The organism is Streptomyces sp. Edi4 (assembly GCF_040253615.1).
In the GTDB taxonomy this organism is placed as follows: Bacteria; Actinomycetota; Actinomycetes; order Streptomycetales; family Streptomycetaceae; genus Streptomyces.
Genome location: NZ_JBEJGY010000004.1, coordinates 2219514 through 2238845 on the forward strand (window position 1 = coordinate 2219514; position 19332 = coordinate 2238845).

Sequence of the window (19332 nt, forward strand, 5' to 3'; positions counted from 1 at the left end):
CGCCCCGGACCCGTCTCACACCTGGAGCCGGGCCGCGACCGGGAGGTGGTCGCTCTTGGTGCGGGCCAGGGTCCACGACGACTTGGGCTGGATGCCCTTGACCATGATCTGGTCGATCCGGGCCATCGGGAACGAGGCCGGCCAGCTGAACCCGTAGCCGTCGCCCGCGGCGCCCTGGGTGGAGCGCATCTGGGCGGTGATGTTGTTCAGGGAGCGGTCGTTCATCGTGCCGTTGAGGTCGCCGAGCAGGATCACCTTCTTGTTCGGCTCGGCGGAGATCGCCTCACCCAGGGTGTAGGCGCTGTTGTCCCGCTGGTTGGCGGTGAACCCGGCGTTCAGCTTCACCCGTACCGAGGGCATGTGGGCCACATAGACCGCGACGTCGCCGGTCGGGGTCTTCACGGTGGAGCGCATGGCGCGCGTCCAGCCCATCTTGATGTCGACGGGACGGCTGTCGCTCAGCTCGTACTTGGACCACAGGCCCACCGTGCCCTGCACCGAGTGGTACGGGTAGAGGCCCGCGAGCGCCTTCTTGTACGTGTCGACCTCGTCGCCCGGGATCTCCTCAAGGGCCAGGACCTGCGCGCCGGACGACGCGACCTGGCGGGCGGTGCCGGCCGGGTCGGGGTTGTCGGCGTTGACGTTGTGGGTGGCCACGATCAGATTGCCGCCCGCGCTCTGCTTGTCGGTGAGCAGCCCGCCGAACATGTTGAGCCAGACGATCGTCGGGAGCAGCAGCGCGATCAGCGCGGTCGCCGAGCGGCGCCACAGCGCGAGGCCGAGCAAGACGGGCACGAACAGGCCGAGCCAGGGCAGGAAGGTCTCGGAGAGCGAGCCGAGATTGCCCACCGAGTTGGGGATGTGCGAGTGCAGGATCATCACGAGGGCGATCACGACGGCGATCCCCGTGAGCACCATGCCCCGGCGCCAGATGCCCCGGTCGCCCCGCCAGCCGTCGACCAGGCGCCGGAACCGGGACCCGCTGCGCTCGTCCTCCGCGCTGCCGTCGCCCGTCTCCGTCATGTACGCCCGCGCCATACCGCTGTCCTCACTGCTGATCTCGTGCTCCGTTCCCCGTCCTTCGACCCTAGGCGAAAACGGGGCGGCCTTGCCTGCCGTCGTGCCTCGCGCACGACATCTCCACGGCCAGCAGGACGAGTGGGCGCGGCGGGGGGTTCCAAGCCGGGGCGCGGCGCGGAGCCCTGTGACACAACGCGCATATTCAGCGCTCCGGGCGCAGCCCTTCGAGTACGGCGTCGACGATGCGCTCGGCGAGCTCGGGCCCGGGCAGTTCGCGGCCGGGCCGCAGCATGGTGCGTACCAGCATCGGGGCGACGAAGAGGTCGCCGGCCATCTCCAGGTCGATCCCGGCGCGGATCTCGCCGTTCTCGATGCCCCGCCGCAGCACTTCGTCGAAGAGCCGGCGGCGGGGGTCGATGACCAGGCTGTGGTACTTGGACCACAGCCTGGGGTAACTCTGCATCTGGGCGAAGACGTTGTGCAGCAGGGCGGAGGACTGCTTGGCCGCGCCGCGCACCCGTACGTTGTCGACCATCGCGACGAGGTCGTCGCGCAGACAGCGGCCGGCCGGCGACGGGCTCGGCGACTCCATGGACCGCACGACCTCGACGTACAGCTCCTCCTTGCCGGCCCAGCGCCGGTAGATGGTGGCCTTGCCGACGCCGGCGGTGCGCGCGATGCGTTCGATGGAGAGGTCGGCGAGCGAGACGCCTTCCTCCAGCAGCTTGATGACGGCTTCCAGGATCTGGCGCTCCGCGGCCTGCGAGCGGGGCCGCCCGCGCCGGGGTCCGCCGTCCTTGTGCTGCTTGTCCATCGAGGTCACGCCCGCTCCGTTTCGTCTCGACCGGCCCGTTGATTGTCCCGAAGGCCCCCGGCCCTGCCGCGGGCGGCCCTGGCTATCGGCGGGCGGCCTCGGCGGGCCGGTCCCGCGCGGTGGGCGCCTGGTCCTGGGCGGGCCTGCCCGGCAGGAACAGGGCGACGACGAGGGCGCCGAGCAGGGCCACGCCCGAGGAGGCGAAGGCGGTGATGTGCATGGCGTGGAGGAAGGCGTCGTCGGCGGGGCCGATCAGGGCCTTGCCCGCCGGGCCCATCCGTTCGGCGACGCCGAGGGTCGCCTCGATGGACTCGCCGGCCGCCTTGCGCGCCCCTTCGGGGACCGCGTCGAGGTGGCTCTGGATGCGGCCCCGGTAGACGGTGGACAGCAGCGAGCCGAGCACGGCGATGCCGAGCGCCCCGCCGACCTGGCGGAAGGTGTTGTTGACGGCCGAGCCCGAGCCGGCCTTCTCACGCGGCAGCGCCTGCATGATCGAGACGGTGACGGGCGGCATGATGTGGGCCATTCCGGCGCCCTGGACGAAGAAGACGACCTCCATGACCCAGATGGGCGTGTCCACGCCGAACACGCCGAAGGCGGCGAGGCCGACGGCCACCAGGACAAGGCCCGCCGTGCACACGGCGCGGGCGCCGAAGCGGTCGACGACCAGCCGGGCGCGCGGCGCGAAGATCATCTGGGCGGCGGCGAGCGGCAGGATGAGCAGTCCGGAGCGCAGGGCGCTGTAGCCGCGCACGCTCTGCATGTAGAAGACCGAGAAGAAGGTCACGCCCATCAGGGCGAAGAACGTCAGCGCGATGGCGACGACGGCGGCCGAGAACGCGGGCTTCTTGAAGTAACCGATGTCGATGGCGGGATGCTCGCAGCGCTTCTCGTACGCCACGAAGCCGACCAGGACCGCGATGCCGCCGAGGGTGGTGGCGAGCACCGTCGTGTCGGTGAAGTCGGCGAGCTCGCCGCCGTGGATGATCCCGTACACCAGCAGCACCAGGCCCACCACCGACAGCAGCACGCCCACCGGGTCGAGCCTGCCGGGGTTCGGGTCCTTGGAGTCCGGTACGAGCACGATCATGGCGATCAGGGCGATGAGCACGACCGGCACGTTGACCAGGAAGACCGAGCCCCACCAGAAGTGCTGGAGCAGTACGCCGCCGGTGATGGGGCCGATCGCGATGGCGAGGCCCACGCCGCCGGCCCAGATGCCGATCGCCTTGGGCTGCTCCTCGCGCTCGAAGACGTTCATGAGGACGGCGAGGGTGGCGGGCATCACGAAGGCGCCGCCGAGGCCCATCAGGGCGCGGAAGGCGATGAGCTGGTCGGGGGAGGCGGAGAACGCGGCGAGGACCGAGCCGAAGCCGAAGACCGTGATGCCGAAGAGCAGGATCTTCTTGCGGCCGAGCCGGTCGCCGAGCAGTCCGGAGGTGAAGAGCAGTCCGGCGAAGACGAGGGTGTAGGCGTTGATCGCCCATTCCAGCTCGCTCTGGGTGGCGCCGATGCCGGTGGGGGCTGGGCTCGCGATCGTCTTGACGGCGACGTTCAGGATCGAGTTGTCCAGGACGACGATCAGCAGGCTGAGCATCAGGACGGCGAGTATCGCCCAGCGCCGGCGGTGGACGGCTTCGGGTATCCGGGGTGCGGCCGGGGCGCCGGACGCGGCAGACGTGGTTGACATGCGCACAGCCTAAGTCCATTTCGAAACGGAACCGTCTCGTATAGGGAGGACTTTACTTTTCGGGCCACCGGACGGCGATGGCCGGGCGCGCGGGGCCGTGTCTTTCCCGACACACCCCACTTCCCGGCAGGGGGCACGGGGTGCCACCATGGATGTGGTCCGGAGACGCCGTAAGGGCGCTTCGAGATGACGAACAGGAGCCGTTGCGATGACGCAACACCTTCAGGCTGCCCAGAATCAGAAGACTTCCGACAGCAGCGACCCCAAGGCGCTGTACGGGGGCAAGGGCACCCGGCGCATCACCGTGCACGACATCGCCGCCGCCAAGGCGCGCGGCGAGAAGTGGCCCATGCTCACCGCCTACGACGCGATGACCGCGTCCGTCTTCGACGAGGCCGGCATCCCGGTCCTGCTCGTGGGCGACTCCATGGGCAACTGCCACCTCGGATACGAGACGACCGTCCCGGTCACCCTCGACGAGATCACCATGCTCTCCGCCGCCGTCGTCCGGGGCACCTCGCGCGCCCTGGTCGTGGCCGACCTGCCCTTCGGGTCCTACCAGGAGGGCCCGGTGCAGGCGCTGCGCTCGGCCATGCGCCTGGTCAAGGACGCGGGGGTCGGCGCGGTCAAGCTGGAGGGCGGCGAGCGCAGCCACGAGCAGATCCGGCTGCTCGTCGACTCCGGCATCCCCGTCGTCGGCCACATCGGCCTCACCCCGCAGTCGGTGAACACACTGGGCTACCGGGTGCAGGGCCGGGGCGACGAGGCGGCGCACCAGCTGCTGCGCGACGCCAAGGCGGTCCAGGACGCGGGGGCGTTCGCGATCGTGCTCGAACTGGTCCCCGCGGAGCTCGCCGCCGAGGTGACCCGCATCCTGCACATCCCGACGGTGGGCATCGGCGCGGGCATCGAGTGCGACGCGCAGGTGCTCGTCTACACCGACATGGTGGGCCTCACTCCCGGCAAGGCCCCCCGCTTCAGCAAGCAGTACGTCAACCTGCGCCAGTCCCTCGGGGACGCGGCGAAGGCGTTCGCCGGCGAGGTCGTCGGCGGCTCCTTCCCGGCCGAGGAGCACACCTTCCACTAGCTCCTGGCAGCCTCCGGGCTTCCTCCACCAGCCACTGCGGTCACGACGACAGTCCGCCGACTTCCCCCATCGGCGGGCTGTCCGTCGTTGCAGGCCCCGGCCGCCGCGCGGCGCCTTTCGGGGGCGTGACGGCGCTTGTCGGAGCGGTGACCGCGCCTGTCGGCGGTGCGGGCGGGGACTGTCGGCGGTGCGGGCCGCGGCTGTCGGCGGCATGTCGGCGGATTGTCGGTGACGCCTGGCACCTTGGTGTCCATGACGCGAATCGACAAGAAGCCCGACAACAACGGAGCCGGTGCCGGGATCGCCGTCTCCGTGCGGGGGCTGGTGAAGCACTTCGGCGACACCTTGGCACTGGACGGCGTGGACCTGGACGTCCGCGAGGGCACCGTGCTCGGTGTCCTCGGCCCCAACGGCGCCGGCAAGACCACGCTCGTGCGCTGCCTTTCGACCCTGCTCGTGCCCGACGCCGGCACCGCGACCGTGGCCGGTTACGACGTGGTGAGCCAGCCGCGCCAGCTGCGCCGCACGATCGGCCTGACCGGGCAGTACGCCTCGGTCGACGAGAAGCTGTCCGGCCGCGAGAACCTGTACATGATCGGCCGGCTGCTCGACCTGCCCCGCAAGGAGGCGCGTTCGCGGGCGGACGAGCTCCTGGAGCGCTTCTCGCTGACGGAGGCCGCCAAGCGGCCCGCGATGACCTACTCCGGCGGTATGCGCCGCCGGCTCGACCTGGCCGCCTCCATGATCGGCCACCCGGCCGTGCTCTACCTGGACGAGCCGACCACGGGCCTGGACCCGCGCACCCGCAACGAGGTGTGGGACGAGGTGCGCCGGATGGTCGCCGAGGGCGCCACCGTGCTGCTGACCACGCAGTACATGGAGGAGGCCGAGCAGCTGGCGAGCGAGCTCACCGTCATCGACCGGGGCCGGGTCATCGCCGAGGGCGAGGTGGACGAGCTGAAGGCCCGGGTCGGCGGCCGCACGCTTCAGATCCGGCCCGTGGACCCCGGGCAGCTCGGCGCGATGGCGCGGGCCGTCACCGAGGCGGGCCTGGGCGGCGCCGCCGGCACCCAGGCCGTGCCCGACGAGAACGTCCTGAACGTACCGATCCTCAGCGACGAGCAACTGACCGCGGTCATCGGCCTGTTGGGGGCGCGCGGCTTCGGCATAGCCCACATAGGCACCCACCTTCCCAGCCTGGACGAGGTGTTCTTGGCCATCACCGGCCAGAAGACCGCCGACTCCCAGGACGCCACCCGTCAGACCGAGGAGGTCGCGGCATGAGCACCACCACCACTGCCACCGTCAACGCCCCTGCCCAGCCGGCCCCCAGGGCGCCGGTGCCGGCCAGGGGCGGGGACGACGCGCGGATCGGAGCGCGCGCCAATCTGCGCCACATCGGCGCCCTGGCGCGCCGCAACATGCTCCAGATCAAGGCCGACCCGGAGTCGATGTTCGACGCCGTCCTGATGCCGATCATCTTCGTACTGCTCTTCGTGTACGTCTTCGGCGGCGCGATGTTCGGCGACGGGAACCGGGGCCAGTACGTCAACTACCTGGTGCCCGGCCTGATGGCGATGATGGGCATCAACATCGCGATGGCGGTCGGCACCGGCGTCAACGACGACTTCAAGAAGGGCGTGATGGACCGGTTCCGGACGATGCCCATCGCCCGGTCCTCCGTCCTGATCGCCAAGATGGTGGTCGAGGTCGGCCGCATGCTGGTGGCCACCACGATCCTGCTGATCATGGGCTTCATCCTGGGCCTGACCGTCAGCACCTCGGTGTTCGGCCTGCTCGCCGCCGTCGGTCTGTCGCTGGTGTTCGGCGCGTCCCTCATGTGGATCTTCATCCTGCTCGGACTCACGATGAAGACGGCGCAGGCCGTCCAGGGAGTGGCCATGCTCGTTCTGATGCCGCTCCAGTTCGGTTCGTCCATCTTCGCCAAGCCGACCACGATGCCGGGCTGGCTCCAGTCCTTCACCGACTACAACCCGCTGTCCAACCTGGCGGACGCGGCCCGCGGCCTGATCAGCGGCGGCCCCGTCGCCCACTCGGCCCTGATGACGCTGGCCTGGTCGGCGGGGATCACCCTGGTGATGGCGCCGCTGGCGGTCGCCAAGTTCCGTAAGCGCACCTGATCCTGACGCTGTGTCAGGACTTGCTTTCGCGCCGCGCCAGGGCGATGGCCTCCTCCCGGGAGAGGCCACCGCCTTCGGCGTGGGCGGCGGCGTAGGCGTCGTCGTCGAGCATGGCGCGCACGGCCCGCTCCGCCGAGGCCCGCTGCTGCGCCTCCACCGGCGAGGAGAAGTGGCCGGCCGGAAGCAGCGCGTCGTGCGCGCCGATCAGGCGGGCCGCGTCCAGGCCGTTCCGATCGCCGCCGAGTCCCGCGATCGCCCAGGCCGCCGTGAGCAGGTGGACGGCGATCATCTCGGGCGCGACCATCTGCGCCAGCGGTTCAAGGGCCCGCTCCAGCGCGGCCAGCGCCCCGGTCAGCGCCTCGCGATAACGGCCCTCTTCGTTGTCCAGCCAGGCCCGGACGCCGAGCACGAACCCCTCGAACAGCAGGAGGGTGGCGGAGCCGAAGTCCCGCAGCATCACCTCGATGTGCTCGCGCGCCTCGTCGTAGCGGCGGGTGCGGCCCAGCCACACGGCGAGCACCAGGCGCGCCGCGAGCCGCGCCTCGACGCCCGCGCGGCGGTCGTCGGCCAGGATCTCGCGCAGCATCGGCTCGCCTCGCTCGGCCTGCCCCGTCTCCAGGAGGGTGGAGGCGAGCCTGGCCCTGAGCAGCGTCACCTGGGCGTGGGCGCCGAGCTGTTCGGCGTAGCGCAGGGCGTCGGAGAAGTCCTGCGCGGCCAGGGCGAACGCGCGCCGCTTCTCCCGGGCCTCGCCCCTGGCCGCCAGCGCCTCCGCCGCGCCCCAGGCGTCCCCGAGCCGCTGGAACAGCAGCAGACTGGCCTCGGCGTCACCGGCCGCGTCGCCCGCCCAGGCGGTGCGGTTGGCCAGGACGTTGGCGCGCATCTGGAGGGCGGCGGCCAGCTCCCACTCGTGACCCAGCTCTTCGCAGGCGCTCACCGTCGCGTCCAGGACCACTTGCAGCCGGTTCTGGTCCCCGGTGAGCACCAGCGGGAAGAACCAGAGCGATCCCGGCATGTGGCAGGTCTGGGGCAGGCCGGGGCGGTAGGCGGAGACGATCGCGTGGACGCGCTCCAGGGCGTCGGGCGAGGTCCACTCGTCCCTGGCGTGGTCCATCGAGGCCAGCTGCACCAGGCGTACGCCGCGCCGCGCCTCCCACAGCACCTCGGGGTCGAGGGGCGGCGGGGCGTCCACGCACCGCGTGTACACCGGCGGCGCGGGCGTCACGGGCGGGGCGAAGGGGTCGGGGCCGAGTTCCGCCGCCTCCCGCGACCAGTGCCGTGACTCGCTGCGCAGGTCGCGCATCTGCCAGTACCAGAGCATGGCGTGCACCAGGCACAGCGCCTCCTGCTCGTCGCGCAGCGCCACCGAGCGGCCGAGCGCGGTCCGCAGGTTCTCGTACTCGCGCTCGAAGGCGTCGATGGCGACCCGCTGGCCCGGGCCGCGAAGCCCGGCGTCGGTGCGGCGGGCGAACTCGCGGTAGTACGTGAGGTGGCGCCGCTCGGCGCCGGCGCGGCCCCCCGCGTCGTCAAGGCGCTCGCCGGCGTACTCGGCGACGGTTTCGAGCAGCCGGTAGCGCATCTGGCCGGTGTCGTCCGGCGCGGCCACCACGAGCGACTTGTCGACGAGCGAGCCCAGCACCTCCGGCACGGCATAGGCGCTCACCCCGGCCGCCTCGCCGGGCCCGGTCTCCTCGGCGCACACCGCTTCGGCCGCCGTCAGGTCGCAGCCGCCCGCGAAGACGGCGAGCCGCCCGAGCACGGCGCGCTCGGCGGCCTCAAGCAGCTCCCAGGACCAGTCGACGACGGCGCGCAGGGTCTGCTGGCGCGGCAGCACGGTGCGGCTGCCGCTGGTGAGCAGCCGGAAGCGGTCGTCGAGCCGGTCCGCGATCTGACGGGGCGTCAGCATGCGGAGGCGCGCGGCGGCCAGTTCGATGGCGAGCGGAAGTCCGTCCAGGCGCCGGCAGATCTCCTCGGCCGCCGCAGGATCGTCCTCCACCCGGAACCCGGGCCGCGCCGAGGCGCCCCGTTCAGCGAGCAGCCGCAGCGCGAAGGGCGCGGGCAGCGGCTCGACGGGGCGCACCAACTCCCCCGGTACGCCCAGCGGTTCACGGCTCGTGGCGAGGATCACCAAGTGCGGGCAGCGGGCCAGCAGATGCTCCGCGAGGGCCGCCGCGGCGCCGATCACGTGCTCGCAGTTGTCCAGGAGCAGCAGCATGCGGCGCGGCCCGCAGTGTTCGGCGAGCCGGACCAGGGGGTCGTCGGCGTGCCGGTCGGCGGCGGTCCTCAGCTCCTCGGCGCCCGCCGAGTGCAGCACCGTCTTGCGGGCGCCCACGGCGGTGAGCACGGCGGCGGCCACCCCGGCCGGGTCGGCGGGGCCCGCGGTGCCCTTGACGGGGGCCAGTTCGGCCAGCCACACCCCGTCGGGCCAGCGGTCGGCGACCCCTTCGGCGGCCTCCTGCGAGAGCCGCGTCTTGCCGGCGCCGCCGGGTCCGAGCAGTGTGACGAGCCGGGCTGCCGCGAGGTCGCCGCGGATGGCCGCCAGATCGTCCTGGCGCCCGACGAAGGAGGTCAGCCGGGCCCGCAGATTGCCGCGCGCGCCGGGCGCGGGCGGCGAAGGCGCGGGCTCGGGGTTCAGCAACTCGGCGTGAATGGCGCGCAGTTCGGGCCCGGGATCGGCGCCGAGCCCGTCGGCGAGTGTGGTGCGTACGCTCTCGTAGGCGGCCAGCGCCTCGGCGGGGCGGCCCGCGGCACGCAGTGCCCTGATCCGCAGGGCGTGCAGCGGCTCGTCCAGCGGGTGGCTCGCGCACAGGGCGGCGAGTTCGGCCAGCGTCTCATCGGCGCGGCCCAGCGAAAGGGCGGCGGCGAGCCGCAGCCGGCGGGCGTCGAGCCGGCGGGCCTCGGCGCGGGCGGCGAGGGCGCCGGGGTCGGGCAGGTCGGCGAGCGCGGCGCCCGCCCACAGCCCGAGCGCGTCATCCAGCAGCGTCGCCGCCTTGGCCGGATCGCCCTCCTCAAGGGCGCGGGCGCCGTCCGCCGTCAGCCGCTCGAAGCGGTGCAGATCGACGTCCTCCGCCTCGGCGGCGAGTCCGTAGCCGCCGCTTTCGGCCGAGAAGACCGCCTCGTGGCCAAGGACCCGGCGCAGCCGGCCGACCAGCGCCTGCAACGCGCCCGGCGCGTCGGCGGGCGGCGTCTCGCCCCACACCTCACCGACGAGGACACTTCCGGGGACGGCCCGTCCGGGCCGCAGCGCGAGCACCGTCAACAGGGCGCGCAGCCGAGCGCCCCCGAGGGCGACGGGGGTGCCGTCGGGGTGGTGGACCTGGGTGTTGCCGAGAATCCGGTAGCGCACGCCCCCCATTCTCATGGACGCGGCGATCTCCCGGCCCCGGGGTGGGTAACTCGCGGCGGGGCCGGGGAACTCACACGGGGGGCCGGGACGTTTGACGCTCACCCCTGTACGGTCGGGCGCGCGACCTGCCCGCCCGTCCCGCCAGCACTGGAGCACACCGCATGGCCACCGCACCCTCCCGCCACCACGACCGGCGGATCAGCCCGGTCTTCCTCGGGATCGTCGCCGTCATGGCGGTCTCCGGGTGGGCGGTGTGGACGAGTTACGCCGCATCCCGCGGCCTGGCCGTCTTCCTGTTCGTGACGTCCGCGTGGGTCGTGTCGCTGTGCCTGCACGAGTACGCCCACGCCCGCACCGCGCTGCACGGCGGGGACATCACGATCGGCGCCAAGGGCTATCTGACGCTCAATCCGCTGAAGTACACCCACGCGCTGCTCTCGATCGTGCTGCCGGTGATCTTCGTGATCATGGGTGGCATCGGCCTGCCGGGCGGCGCGGTCTTCATCGAGCGGTCCCGGATCCGGGGCCGCTGGCGGCACAGTCTGATCTCGGCGGCGGGCCCGCTCACGAATGTCGCGTTCGCGATCGTGTGCACGGCGCCGTTCTGGCTGGGCGCCCTGGACGGGGTGCCCTACGACTTCCGGGTGGCGCTGGCCTTCCTCGCGCTGCTCCAGGTGTCGGCGGCGGTCTTGAACTTCCTGCCGGTGCCGGGCCTGGACGGGTACGGGATCATCGAGCCCTGGCTCTCGCACGCGGCCCGGCGCCAGGTCGAGCCGTTCGCCCCGTTCGGGCTGCTCGCGGTGTTCGGGCTGCTGTGGATCCCCGAGATCAACAGTGAGTTCTTCCGGTTGATCTACGCGATCCTCGACGTGCTGGGCGTCTCCGACCTGGAGGCGGCGGCCGGCCGGAGCCTCTACCAGTTCTGGCCCGACCTCACGCTCGCCCCGCAGGGCTGAGCCGGCCGCGCTCACTCGCCGGGGGTCGCGGCCCGGTCCCTGCGCAGGTAGTACCAGCACATGTTGGACGAGAGTCCCACGAGCAGCACCCAGATGATTCCGAGCCAGCTGCCCTGGACGAAGGAGACCACGGCCGCGACGACGGCGAGGACACAGACGGCGAGGGCGTACAGGGCGAGGCGGGGCATGGAGGGGGGCTCCTGTCGGGTACGGCTGCGGTGCGGCACTGCGGTGGGGCGGGACGAAACGGCGGGATGGGGGGCCGGGACGAAAGGGACGGACGGGCTCGGCGCCCGCCCGTCCAGTGTCCCCCATCGCCGGCGGCGCCCCGCACCCGGTCGCGCCGTGCCCGGACGTCGCCGCGCTCAGACGTCGGTGACGCGCAGCCCCGCGTGCGCCTTGTGCCGCCGGTTCACCGAGATCAGGTTCGCGACCAGCGACTCGACCTGGTGGGCGTTGCGCAGCCGTCCGGCGAAGACGCCACGCATGCCGGGGACGCGGCCGGCCAGCGCCTGCACGATGTCGGTGTCGGCGCGGGCCTCGCCGAGCACCATCACATCGGTGTCGATCTCCTCGATCGAGGCGTCCTGCAACAGCACCGCCGACAGGTGGTGGAAGGCCGCCGTCACCCGCGCGTCCGGCAGCAGCGCGGCGGCCTGCTGGGCCGCGCTGCCCTCCTCGGGCTTCAGGGCGTACGCGCCCTGCTTGTCGAAGCCCAGCGGATTGACGCAGTCGATCACGAGCTTGCCCGCAAGCTCCTCGCGCAGCGACGTGAGCGTCTTGGCGTGGCCCTCCCACGGCACCGCGACGATCACGACGTCGCTGCGCCGCGCGCACTCGGCGTTGTCGGCGCCCTCGACGCCGAGCCCGAGCTCGTCGGCCGCGCTCCGGGCGCGCTCGGCGGCGCGCGAGCCGATGATCACCTTCTGCCCGGCCCGGGCGAGCCGGTAGGCCAGACCACGGCCCTGGTCGCCGGTGCCGCCGAGCACGCCGACGACGAGACCGGAGACGTCCGGCAGGTCCCAGGGGTCCCTCGGGGCGGGCTTCGCCTTGTCAGTGGAAGTCATGAGGCCGACCTTACTCGTCCGTAGCCAGACGTTCGTTGGAGTGACGGGCGCCCGGTTCGGGCCCGCCCCGCACCCCGGATGCGGCAGGGTGCGGGCATGGATGCCGTACGGGTCGCCCTGCTGCGGGAAGTGCTCGCCGGGACGGAGTGGCTGCGCGCCACCCGCCGCTTCGCGGGCGCGCTGCGCTCCTCCGTCGTGCCGCACGGCACGCTGCTCCTGGTCGGCACCGAGGCGTACGAGCCCTGGCACCTGGCCGCCCATCTCACCGACGAGGCCGCCTGGTCCGGGCTGCCCGAGCTGAGCCCGACGCTGGTGCGCCACCGCGCCGAGCCGGGCGGCCCCCCGCATCTGTCCGTCGGGCTCGGGCGCCTGGAGGCGGCGCGGCGCGGCGAGACGCTGCTCCTGGTGGCGCCCACGCGCCCCGCCGACGCCCTGCTCGAACGTGTCCACGACGCGCGCCGGGCGGGCGCGACGGTGCTCGCCCTGGACGGCGGGGACCGCGAGGTGCGGGGCCTCGTGCACGAGTCCCTGACGGTGACCCCCGACGCGGAACTCGACCTGGACACCGTGCAGCACCTGGTCAGCGCGGCGGCGGGCGAGAACACCCTGCCCCCGCGGCGCGGCCCCGGCGGCTTCCGCGACCGCCTCTCCCGCCTGGCCGACCAGCTGACGGCCCCGCCACCGGGGCGCTGGTAGGAGGTACGGGCGGCGGGGGCCGTCCCGGCCGCTCGCGGCGCGGACCGGCGACATGACGATATTAGGTTGCTCTGGGCGCGGGCGGGGCCGGAGCATGGCCCGTCGTGTCCGACGAACCTCCCGCGCCGCCGCCCGAGTCCCGGCCCCGCTCCGTCCTGCCCGATCTCGCGCCCTGGCGGGCCTCGGCCGACTTCCGGCTGCTCTGGGTGCAGGGGCTCGTCACCAACTTCGGCAGCTTCATGGCGATGGTCGCGCTGCCGCTCCAGATCAAGGAGCTCACCGGATCACCGTTCGCGGTGGGCGCGATGGGCGCCATGGAGCTCGTCCCGCTGGTCGTCTTCGGCCTGTACGGCGGGGCGCTCGCGGACGCGGTGGACCGGCGCAAGGTCATTCTCGCCACCGAGGCCGGACTCGGCGTGCTCGCGCTCGTGCTGCTGGTCAACGCGCTGCTCCCGAGCCCGACGCTGTGGCCGTTGTACGGGGTGGCCGCGGGCGTCTCGGCGCTGGCCGGGCTCCAGCGCCCGGCGCTGGACTCGCTGATGGCCCGGATCGTCCCGCACGACCAACTGGCGGCGGCCGCCGCGCTCAACGCGCTGCGCTGGCAGCTCGGCGCGATCGCGGGACCCTCGCTCGCCGGGATCGTCGTGGCGTACGCGGGCACGGCCACGGCGTACACCACGACCGTGGCCACCTTCACCCTGTCGGTGGTGATGTGCGCCCGGCTGACCCCGGCGCCGCCCGCCCACGGCGCCCGGAAGCCCTCGCTGCGCGGCATCGCGGAGGGTGCCCGTTACGCGTGGTCGCGTCCGGTGCTGCTCGGGACCTACGCCATCGACATGGCCGCGATGTTCTTCGCCTTCCCGAACGCGATCTTCCCGTTCCTCGCGGACAGCCTGGACGCCACCTGGGCGCTCGGCCTCATGTACGCGGCGGGCTCGGCCGGTTCGGTGCTGCTGAGCGTGACCAGCGGGTGGACCTCACGGGTACGCAGGCACGGCCTGTTCGTGGTGGTCGGCGCGGTCGTCTGGGGCACGGCGATGGCCGGCGCGGGCCTCTTCGGTGACGTATGGCTGGTGCTCGGCTGCCTCGCGGTGGCGGGCGCGGGCGACATGCTGAGCGGACTCGGCCGCTCCACGATCTGGAACCAGACCATCCCCGACGAGCTGCGCGGCCGGCTGGCCGGGATAGAGGTGCTGTCGTACAGCGTCGGCCCGCAACTCGGCCAGGTCCGGGCCGGCGCGATGGCCGGCTGGACGGGGACGAGGGCGGCGGTGTGGTCGGGCGGGGTGGCCTGCGTGGCGGCGGTGGGGCTGCTGGCCCTCGCCCTGCCCCGCCTGGTCACCTACGACGCGGCGACCGACGAGGACGCGGCGCGCCGCCGCGCGGCCGGGCAGCCCGGCACGACGACGGCGGCGTAGCAACGCTCAGGCGGCCTGGACGAGTTCGGCCCGGCCGAACAGCAGGGCGTAACCGCCGGGGAGCCGGCCGAGGACGCGGGTGAGCAGGTCGGGACCCGCGAGCGCGGCGACGACGCCCAGGACCGATCCGGTGTCCCAGCGGACGGTGGCCGGGGTGGCGCCCACGCGCGCGGCGAGGTCCTTCACGAAGGCCCAGCCGGAAAGCCGCTCCGGCGAGGGGGCCTCGGCGGTGAGGAGGCACGCGGCCTCCAGGGGCAGGCGGGCGGCGAGCTCCGCTCGCTCGTCGCCGCCCAGCTGACGGCCGAGCCCCGTGAGCACCAGGCGGACGGCTTCGGCGGCCCGCTCCGTGGTGGGATACGCGCCGTCGTAACGGACCTTCTCCAGCATGTCCTGGTACGTCATCGTCGCCGCCCGGCCCTGGGTCCGTTCACGCTGGTCGGTCGTCGTCACTGCGTATCGCCTTTCTCGTCTCGTCTCGTCTCGAATCGGTGGGTGCGTCCATCGGTGCGTGCGTCTCGCCTCTCACGTCTCGACGCGTCGCGGTGGGCTGGGCCCGTCCCGGATCACCGGCCCCGGTGCGCCGGGACCGCCGAGGGGGCGCAGGACGGGCGGGGTGCCCGTCCCGCGCGGTGCCTGCCGGTCCGCCCGGCCGGGGGGCGGCGCGGATTCAGCCGGAGATCTCCTTGTGGGACGAGCCCACGCCGACGGAGATCTTGCGGGGCTTGGCGCGCTCGGCGATCGGGATGCGCAGGGTCAGCACCCCGGCGTCGTAGTCGGCCGCGATGCGCGCGGTGTCCAGCACGTCGGACAGCACGATCTGGCGGGAGAAGACGCCCAGCGGCCGCTCGGACAGCTCCATCTGCACGTCGTCGGCCTTGGCCACGGGCCGGCGCTCGGCCTTGACGGTCAGCATGTTCCGTTCGACGTCGATGTCGATCGCCTCGGGGTCGACACCGGGGAGGTCGAAGGCCACCACGTACTCGCCGCCCTCGCGGTAGGCGTCCATCGCCATCGCGGACGGCCGCGTCCACGTGCCGGAGCCGGTCAGCTGCTGGGCGAGCCGGTCGAGCTCACGGAAGGGGTCAGTGCGCATCAACATCGCGAAACACCTCCAGAAGGTTCGGGTTGTACCCGCCAATGCGCTTCACTGCTCACCGTTGTAGCATGTCATCCATTGGATGACAAACACCCTGTCATCGAAAGGATGACAACCGCCGAGGAGTCCTCATGACAGCAGCAGGCCAGTCGCCGCCCGGGCCCGGTCCCGCCCCGAAGAAGCGCCCCTCCCCCGACGCCCAGAGCCCGGCCTCCTTCCTCGCCGCCGCCGCGGCCCTCGAAGCCATCGAGCACGCCGTGCGCGACGCGCACGAGGAGGCGGCCGAGCCCGCGGGCGCGGGCGCGGGCGTCGGACCGGAGCAGGCGCTGGCCTCACTGCTGCTGCTGCGCCAGGTCCGCGAGCAGCTGGCCGGCTGGGAGACCGGCCTGATCGAGACGGCCCGCCACGCCGGCGCCAGCTGGGCGGAGCTGGCCCACCCCCTCGGCGTGGCCAGCCGCCAGGCCGCCGAACGGCGCTATCTGCGCAACCGGCCGGGCCCGGCCGGAAGCACCGGCGAGCAGCGCGTCCAGGCCACCCGTGAACGTCGCGCCGCCGACCGCGACCAGAGCGCGTGGGCCCGGGACAACGCCGCGGCCCTGCGCCGTCTGGCCGGCCAGATCACCGCCCTGACCGACCTCCCCCCGGCCTCGCGCGGCGCGGTCGGCCGACTGGACGCGGCGCTCGGCCACGACGACCCGGCCGCGCTCATCCACCCCCTCGCCGCCGCCCACGCCCACCTGGGCGCCCACCCCCGCCTCGCCGGTCAGCTCGACGCCCTCATCAACCCGGCCGCACGACGAGAAAATCTGTCGTGACCGGAGTAGACATTGCGCCGTGACGTGACTATGGTTTCTCTCGTAGCCGAGATCGAGAAAGCCCGACAGAAACGAACTGCCGGGAAGCGGTATCGCAGTGCGGTGCGGTGGTGGAGTTCCGGAGCCAGAGCATGAGCAGGACGGTGACGGGACTGACGACCGGACCGGGTGGCCCGCAGTCATCAGGGGCCGCCACAGCAGTACGCAGTTCAGAGCAGTACGCAGTTCCCGCAACACCAGCAGTACGCAGTACCCGCAGTGCCCGCAGTTCGCGGTAGCAGTTCAGCAAGTCAGTAAGTTCAGAGGGAAGAACGGAGGAGCAGAACGCCATCAGGATCGCCCGGACGTAAGAGATGAGTCCGGGTACCGCAGGACATCGCGATAGTGAGGTGGTCTCCGGTCAAGCAAGTGCGATCCTCGCAGCCCCGACGGCACGCCGGCCGGGCTCGCGAAAACAGAAGGCCGACGCTGGACGAAGGTCGGCAGATGGTGTAGCAGTTCCTTCGGGGCTCTGGTGCCGCACGGCACCAGAGCCCCTCAACGTGTTTCACGGAGAGGTGCAAATGACAGCAGAGGACTTCAACGGGCGTCTCGACGACGACGACTATCCCGCCTACACCATGGGCCGGGCGGCCGAAATGCTCGGCACCACCCAGGGCTTCCTGCGCGCCATCGGCGAGGCCCGCCTCATCACGCCGCTGCGCTCGGCCGGCGGCCACCGCCGCTACTCCCGCTACCAGCTGCGCGTCGCCGCCCGCGCCCGCGAGCTCGTCGACCAGGGCACCCCCATCGAGGCCGCCTGCCGCATCGTCATCCTCGAGGACCAGCTCGAAGAAGCCCAGCGCATCAACGCCGAATACCGCCGCGCCGCCGAGTCGGCCAGCTCCTGACGTACGCGCCCGCGGCGAGACGGCCACCGTTCTCGCGCGCGACGCGGCACCACACCGCGCGATCGCCCCGCCCCACGCCCGGCAACCGGCGACCGGGGGCGGGAGCAGCCGCGTACGGTCCGGACGGGGAGCAGCCGCGTACAGCCTCCTCGCCCGCTACTCCGCGCCGTCCCCCAGGGCCTGCTTGTCGTGCCACTTGGGATCGTTCTCCCACTCCAGGTTGCGCTCCTGCGCGGTGCTCATCGCGTGCTCGGCCTCCTCCCGGGTCGCGTACGGGCCGAAGCGGTCCTTGGCCGGGCAGTCCGGGCCCTCCTCGACCTTGTGATGGGCCAGGCAGTAGAACCACTCGCCGGGCTTGCCGGCGGTGCGCCGCTTGAACAGGGCCATGGGTGCCTCTCTCGTTGAACGGTTCCCTCGGACGGTGGCCGGGGCCTCAAAGCCATGCTGCCCCACAGCCGCTGGATAGACTCGCCGGCATGTCTGGCCAGCCGAAGTCGCAGTCCCCGCTCGTGCCCGGGGAGATCTCTCCGCCCCGCTCCGTCCCGGGCCGCATCCCGCGTCCGGAGTACGTCGGGAAGCCCATGCCCACGCCGTACACCGGCCCCGACGTGCAGAGCCCCGAAACCATCGAGCTGATGCGGACCGCCGGGCGGATCGCGGCGCAGGCGATGGAGGAGGCGGCCAAGCACATCGCGCCGGGGGTGACGACCGACGAACTGGACCGGGTCGCCCACGAGTTCATGTGCGACCACGGCGCCTACCCCTCCACGCTCGGCTACCGGGGCTTTCCCAAATCGCTGTGCTCCTCGGTGAACGAGGTCATCTGCCACGGCATCCCCGACTCGACCGTGCTCAAGGACGGCGACATCGTCAACCTGGACGTCACCGCTTACATCGGCGGCGTACACGGCGACAACAACGCCACCTACCTGTGCGGTGACGTCGACGACGAGTCCAGGCTGCTGGTGGAGCGCACCCGCGAATCCCTGAACCGCGCGATCAAGGCCGTCAAGCCCGGCCGGCAGATCAACATCATCGGCCGCGTCATCGAGTCGTACGCCAAGCGCTTCGGGTACGGCGTCGTACGGGACTTCACCGGGCACGGGATCAGCACGGCCTTCCACTCCGGCCTGATCGTGCCGCACTACGACGCCCCGCACGCCACCACGGTGATCAAGCCCGGCATGACCTTCACGATCGAGCCCATGCTGACGCTCGGCACCCACGAGTACGACATGTGGGAGGACGGCTGGACGGTCGTCACCAAGGACCGCAGGCGCACGGCCCAGTTCGAGCACACGCTGGTGGTCACGGAGACCGGCACGGAGATTCTTACGCTGCCGTAGCCGTCTCTGCCGCAACCGTCTCTGCTGCGGCCGCCTTGCCGCAGCCGCGCGCGGGTGGTTTTTCCCTCGGGGTGTCGTGGCGGGGCCCACCGGGTACGTTTTTACCGACAAGACGTCGGGAACTGGTTGGCTCAGAGCCGCCCAAGACGGGGGCGATCCTTCCGGTTCCCGCATCCCTCGGTCCCCGGAGGCCCCTTTGATCGCGCCCGCTTCCACCCCGTTCTCCACGCTCATCCGCACGGCGTCGCACGAGCAGCACACCGAGGCGGAGACGTCCTCGTTCATGGGAGACCTGCTGGGCGGGCGGCTCGGCGTGGCGGCGTACGCCCGCTACACCGAGCAGCTGTGGTTCGTGTACCGGGCCTTGGAGGAGGGCGCGTCGGCGCTCGCGGAGGATCCGGTGGCGGGGCCCTTCATCACCCCCGAGCTGATGCGCACGGCCTCGCTCGAGCGGGACCTGGCGCATCTGCGGGGCACGGACTGGCGGGCCGGCGCGACCCCGCTGCCCGCCACGGCCGCCTACGCCGAGCGCGTCGCGGTGTGCGCGCGCGAGTGGCCCGCCGGGTATGTGGCGCACCACTACACCCGCTACCTCGGCGATCTGTCGGGCGGCCAGATCATCCGCGACCGGGCGGAACGGACGTGGGGGTTCGCGCGCAAGGGGGACGGCGTGCGGTTCTACGTCTTCGAGTCGATCGCCAACCCGGCGGCGTTCAAGCGGGGTTATCGCGAACGGCTCGACGGGTTGGGGGTGGACGAGTTGGAGAAGCGGCGGGTTGTGGAGGAGTGCAAGCGGGCTTTTTCCTTGAACACGGCTGTGTTCAAGGAGCTGGGAGAGGAGTTCCCACTCAGCGCGTAGGGCTCCGCCGGGTGGGCACGCTTTTGCGCAGTTCCCCGCGCCCCGGCCAACCCCGTTCGCGGGCACGGGCCGTGGGCGGTCGCTCGCATCCCTG

19 protein-coding genes are annotated in these 19332 nt (G+C 72.3%); 10 read left to right on the top strand and 9 right to left on the bottom strand.

Annotation, left to right across the window (positions count from 1 at the left end):
• Positions 1-15: 15 nt before the first annotated feature.
• The 3 genes from ABR738_RS12050 to ABR738_RS12060 form a co-directional block, all read right to left on the bottom strand.
• Complete coding sequence (locus ABR738_RS12050; protein ID WP_502964218.1) at positions 16-918, bottom strand: endonuclease/exonuclease/phosphatase family protein; 903 nt, start codon at positions 916-918, stop codon at positions 16-18.
• A gap of 304 nt (positions 919-1222) precedes the next feature.
• Positions 1223-1834, bottom strand: a complete 612-nt coding sequence (locus ABR738_RS12055) for a TetR/AcrR family transcriptional regulator (protein ID WP_350234536.1) — start codon at positions 1832-1834, stop codon at positions 1223-1225.
• A gap of 82 nt (positions 1835-1916) precedes the next feature.
• Complete coding sequence (locus ABR738_RS12060; protein WP_350229967.1) at positions 1917-3524, bottom strand: MFS transporter; 1608 nt, start codon at positions 3522-3524, stop codon at positions 1917-1919.
• A gap of 208 nt (positions 3525-3732) precedes the next feature.
• Between ABR738_RS12060 and panB the strand changes: the two genes are divergently transcribed.
• The 3 genes from panB to ABR738_RS12075 all read left to right on the top strand — a co-directional run bounded on the left by panB (position 3733) and on the right by ABR738_RS12075 (position 6752).
• Complete coding sequence (gene panB, locus ABR738_RS12065) at positions 3733-4611, top strand: 3-methyl-2-oxobutanoate hydroxymethyltransferase (protein WP_350229968.1); 879 nt, start codon at positions 3733-3735, stop codon at positions 4609-4611.
• A 252-nt stretch (positions 4612-4863) separates the two neighbouring features.
• Positions 4864-5895, top strand: a complete 1032-nt coding sequence (locus ABR738_RS12070; protein WP_350229969.1) for an ATP-binding cassette domain-containing protein — start codon at positions 4864-4866, stop codon at positions 5893-5895.
• A complete protein-coding gene (locus tag ABR738_RS12075; RefSeq protein ID WP_350229970.1) occupies positions 5892-6752 on the top strand; it encodes an ABC transporter permease in 861 nt (286 codons plus the stop codon). The genes ABR738_RS12070 and ABR738_RS12075 overlap by 4 nt, the downstream gene beginning before the upstream one ends.
• A 13-nt stretch (positions 6753-6765) precedes the next feature.
• Here ABR738_RS12075 and ABR738_RS12080 read toward each other — a convergent pair whose 3' ends face one another.
• Positions 6766-10104, bottom strand: a complete 3339-nt coding sequence (locus ABR738_RS12080; protein ID WP_350234537.1) for an AfsR/SARP family transcriptional regulator — start codon at positions 10102-10104, stop codon at positions 6766-6768.
• A gap of 152 nt (positions 10105-10256) precedes the next feature.
• Between ABR738_RS12080 and ABR738_RS12085 the strand changes: the two genes are divergently transcribed.
• A complete protein-coding gene (locus tag ABR738_RS12085) occupies positions 10257-11051 on the top strand; it encodes a site-2 protease family protein (protein WP_350229971.1) in 795 nt (264 codons plus the stop codon).
• A gap of 11 nt (positions 11052-11062) precedes the next feature.
• On the opposite strand, the gene ABR738_RS12090 is transcribed toward ABR738_RS12085, so the two are convergent.
• Complete coding sequence (locus ABR738_RS12090) at positions 11063-11239, bottom strand: hypothetical protein (protein ID WP_350229972.1); 177 nt, start codon at positions 11237-11239, stop codon at positions 11063-11065.
• A gap of 177 nt (positions 11240-11416) precedes the next feature.
• Positions 11417-12118 (bottom strand): NADPH-dependent F420 reductase, encoded by a 702-nt coding sequence (npdG, locus tag ABR738_RS12095; RefSeq protein ID WP_350229973.1) that lies wholly within the window; start codon positions 12116-12118, stop codon positions 11417-11419.
• A 96-nt stretch (positions 12119-12214) separates the two neighbouring features.
• On the opposite strand from npdG, the gene ABR738_RS12100 reads away from it, so the two are divergent.
• Both ABR738_RS12100 and ABR738_RS12105 read left to right on the top strand, forming a co-directional pair.
• A complete protein-coding gene (locus tag ABR738_RS12100; protein ID WP_350229974.1) occupies positions 12215-12814 on the top strand; it encodes a hypothetical protein in 600 nt (199 codons plus the stop codon).
• 104 nt (positions 12815-12918) lie between these two features.
• Positions 12919-14232: an MFS transporter gene (locus ABR738_RS12105; RefSeq protein WP_350229975.1), complete on the top strand. Its 1314-nt coding sequence runs from the start codon at positions 12919-12921 to the stop codon at positions 14230-14232.
• Positions 14233-14238: 6 nt separating this feature from the next.
• Here the strand turns inward: ABR738_RS12105 and ABR738_RS12110 are convergent, their stop codons facing one another.
• Together ABR738_RS12110 and ABR738_RS12115 are read right to left on the bottom strand one after the other, a co-directional pair.
• Entirely contained in the window at positions 14239-14634 is a 396-nt protein-coding gene (locus ABR738_RS12110) for a DUF2267 domain-containing protein (RefSeq protein ID WP_350234538.1), read from the bottom strand.
• A 265-nt stretch (positions 14635-14899) separates the two neighbouring features.
• Positions 14900-15331, bottom strand: a complete 432-nt coding sequence (locus ABR738_RS12115) for an Hsp20/alpha crystallin family protein (RefSeq protein ID WP_350229976.1) — start codon at positions 15329-15331, stop codon at positions 14900-14902.
• Between the two features lie 128 nt (positions 15332-15459).
• On the opposite strand from ABR738_RS12115, the gene ABR738_RS12120 reads away from it, so the two are divergent.
• A complete protein-coding gene (locus ABR738_RS12120; protein ID WP_350229977.1) occupies positions 15460-16143 on the top strand; it encodes a type III effector protein in 684 nt (227 codons plus the stop codon).
• A gap of 563 nt (positions 16144-16706) precedes the next feature.
• Positions 16707-17033 (top strand): MerR family transcriptional regulator, encoded by a 327-nt coding sequence (locus ABR738_RS12125; RefSeq protein WP_350229978.1) that lies wholly within the window; start codon positions 16707-16709, stop codon positions 17031-17033.
• A gap of 156 nt (positions 17034-17189) precedes the next feature.
• Here ABR738_RS12125 and ABR738_RS12130 read toward each other — a convergent pair whose 3' ends face one another.
• A complete protein-coding gene (locus ABR738_RS12130; RefSeq protein WP_350229979.1) occupies positions 17190-17420 on the bottom strand; it encodes a hypothetical protein in 231 nt (76 codons plus the stop codon).
• Positions 17421-17509: 89 nt separating this feature from the next.
• On the opposite strand from ABR738_RS12130, the gene map reads away from it, so the two are divergent.
• Both map and ABR738_RS12140 read left to right on the top strand, forming a co-directional pair.
• Positions 17510-18379 (top strand): type I methionyl aminopeptidase, encoded by an 870-nt coding sequence (gene map, locus ABR738_RS12135; protein WP_350229980.1) that lies wholly within the window; start codon positions 17510-17512, stop codon positions 18377-18379.
• A 196-nt stretch (positions 18380-18575) separates the two neighbouring features.
• Positions 18576-19238 (top strand): biliverdin-producing heme oxygenase, encoded by a 663-nt coding sequence (locus ABR738_RS12140; RefSeq protein WP_350229981.1) that lies wholly within the window; start codon positions 18576-18578, stop codon positions 19236-19238.
• Positions 19239-19332 lie beyond the last annotated feature (94 nt).

Coding starts and splice junctions, on each gene's coding strand:
- ABR738_RS12125 (WP_350229978.1), top strand. CDS start 16,707: ATGACAGCAGAGGACTTCAACGGGCGTCTCGACGACGACGACTATCCC.
- ABR738_RS12080 (WP_350234537.1), bottom strand. CDS start 10,104: ATGGGGGGCGTGCGCTACCGGATTCTCGGCAACACCCAGGTCCACCAC.
- npdG (WP_350229973.1), bottom strand. CDS start 12,118: ATGACTTCCACTGACAAGGCGAAGCCCGCCCCGAGGGACCCCTGGGAC.
- map (WP_350229980.1), top strand. CDS start 17,510: ATGTCTGGCCAGCCGAAGTCGCAGTCCCCGCTCGTGCCCGGGGAGATC.
- ABR738_RS12090 (WP_350229972.1), bottom strand. CDS start 11,239: ATGCCCCGCCTCGCCCTGTACGCCCTCGCCGTCTGTGTCCTCGCCGTC.
- ABR738_RS12070 (WP_350229969.1), top strand. CDS start 4,864: ATGACGCGAATCGACAAGAAGCCCGACAACAACGGAGCCGGTGCCGGG.
- ABR738_RS12110 (WP_350234538.1), bottom strand. CDS start 14,634: ATGACGTACCAGGACATGCTGGAGAAGGTCCGTTACGACGGCGCGTAT.
- panB (WP_350229968.1), top strand. CDS start 3,733: ATGACGCAACACCTTCAGGCTGCCCAGAATCAGAAGACTTCCGACAGC.
- ABR738_RS12055 (WP_350234536.1), bottom strand. CDS start 1,834: ATGGACAAGCAGCACAAGGACGGCGGACCCCGGCGCGGGCGGCCCCGC.
- ABR738_RS12050 (WP_502964218.1), bottom strand. CDS start 918: ATGGTGCTCACGGGGATCGCCGTCGTGATCGCCCTCGTGATGATCCTG.
- ABR738_RS12085 (WP_350229971.1), top strand. CDS start 10,257: ATGGCCACCGCACCCTCCCGCCACCACGACCGGCGGATCAGCCCGGTC.
- ABR738_RS12130 (WP_350229979.1), bottom strand. CDS start 17,420: ATGGCCCTGTTCAAGCGGCGCACCGCCGGCAAGCCCGGCGAGTGGTTC.
- ABR738_RS12060 (WP_350229967.1), bottom strand. CDS start 3,524: ATGTCAACCACGTCTGCCGCGTCCGGCGCCCCGGCCGCACCCCGGATA.
- ABR738_RS12115 (WP_350229976.1), bottom strand. CDS start 15,331: ATGTTGATGCGCACTGACCCCTTCCGTGAGCTCGACCGGCTCGCCCAG.
- ABR738_RS12120 (WP_350229977.1), top strand. CDS start 15,460: ATGACAGCAGCAGGCCAGTCGCCGCCCGGGCCCGGTCCCGCCCCGAAG.
- ABR738_RS12100 (WP_350229974.1), top strand. CDS start 12,215: ATGGATGCCGTACGGGTCGCCCTGCTGCGGGAAGTGCTCGCCGGGACG.
- ABR738_RS12075 (WP_350229970.1), top strand. CDS start 5,892: ATGAGCACCACCACCACTGCCACCGTCAACGCCCCTGCCCAGCCGGCC.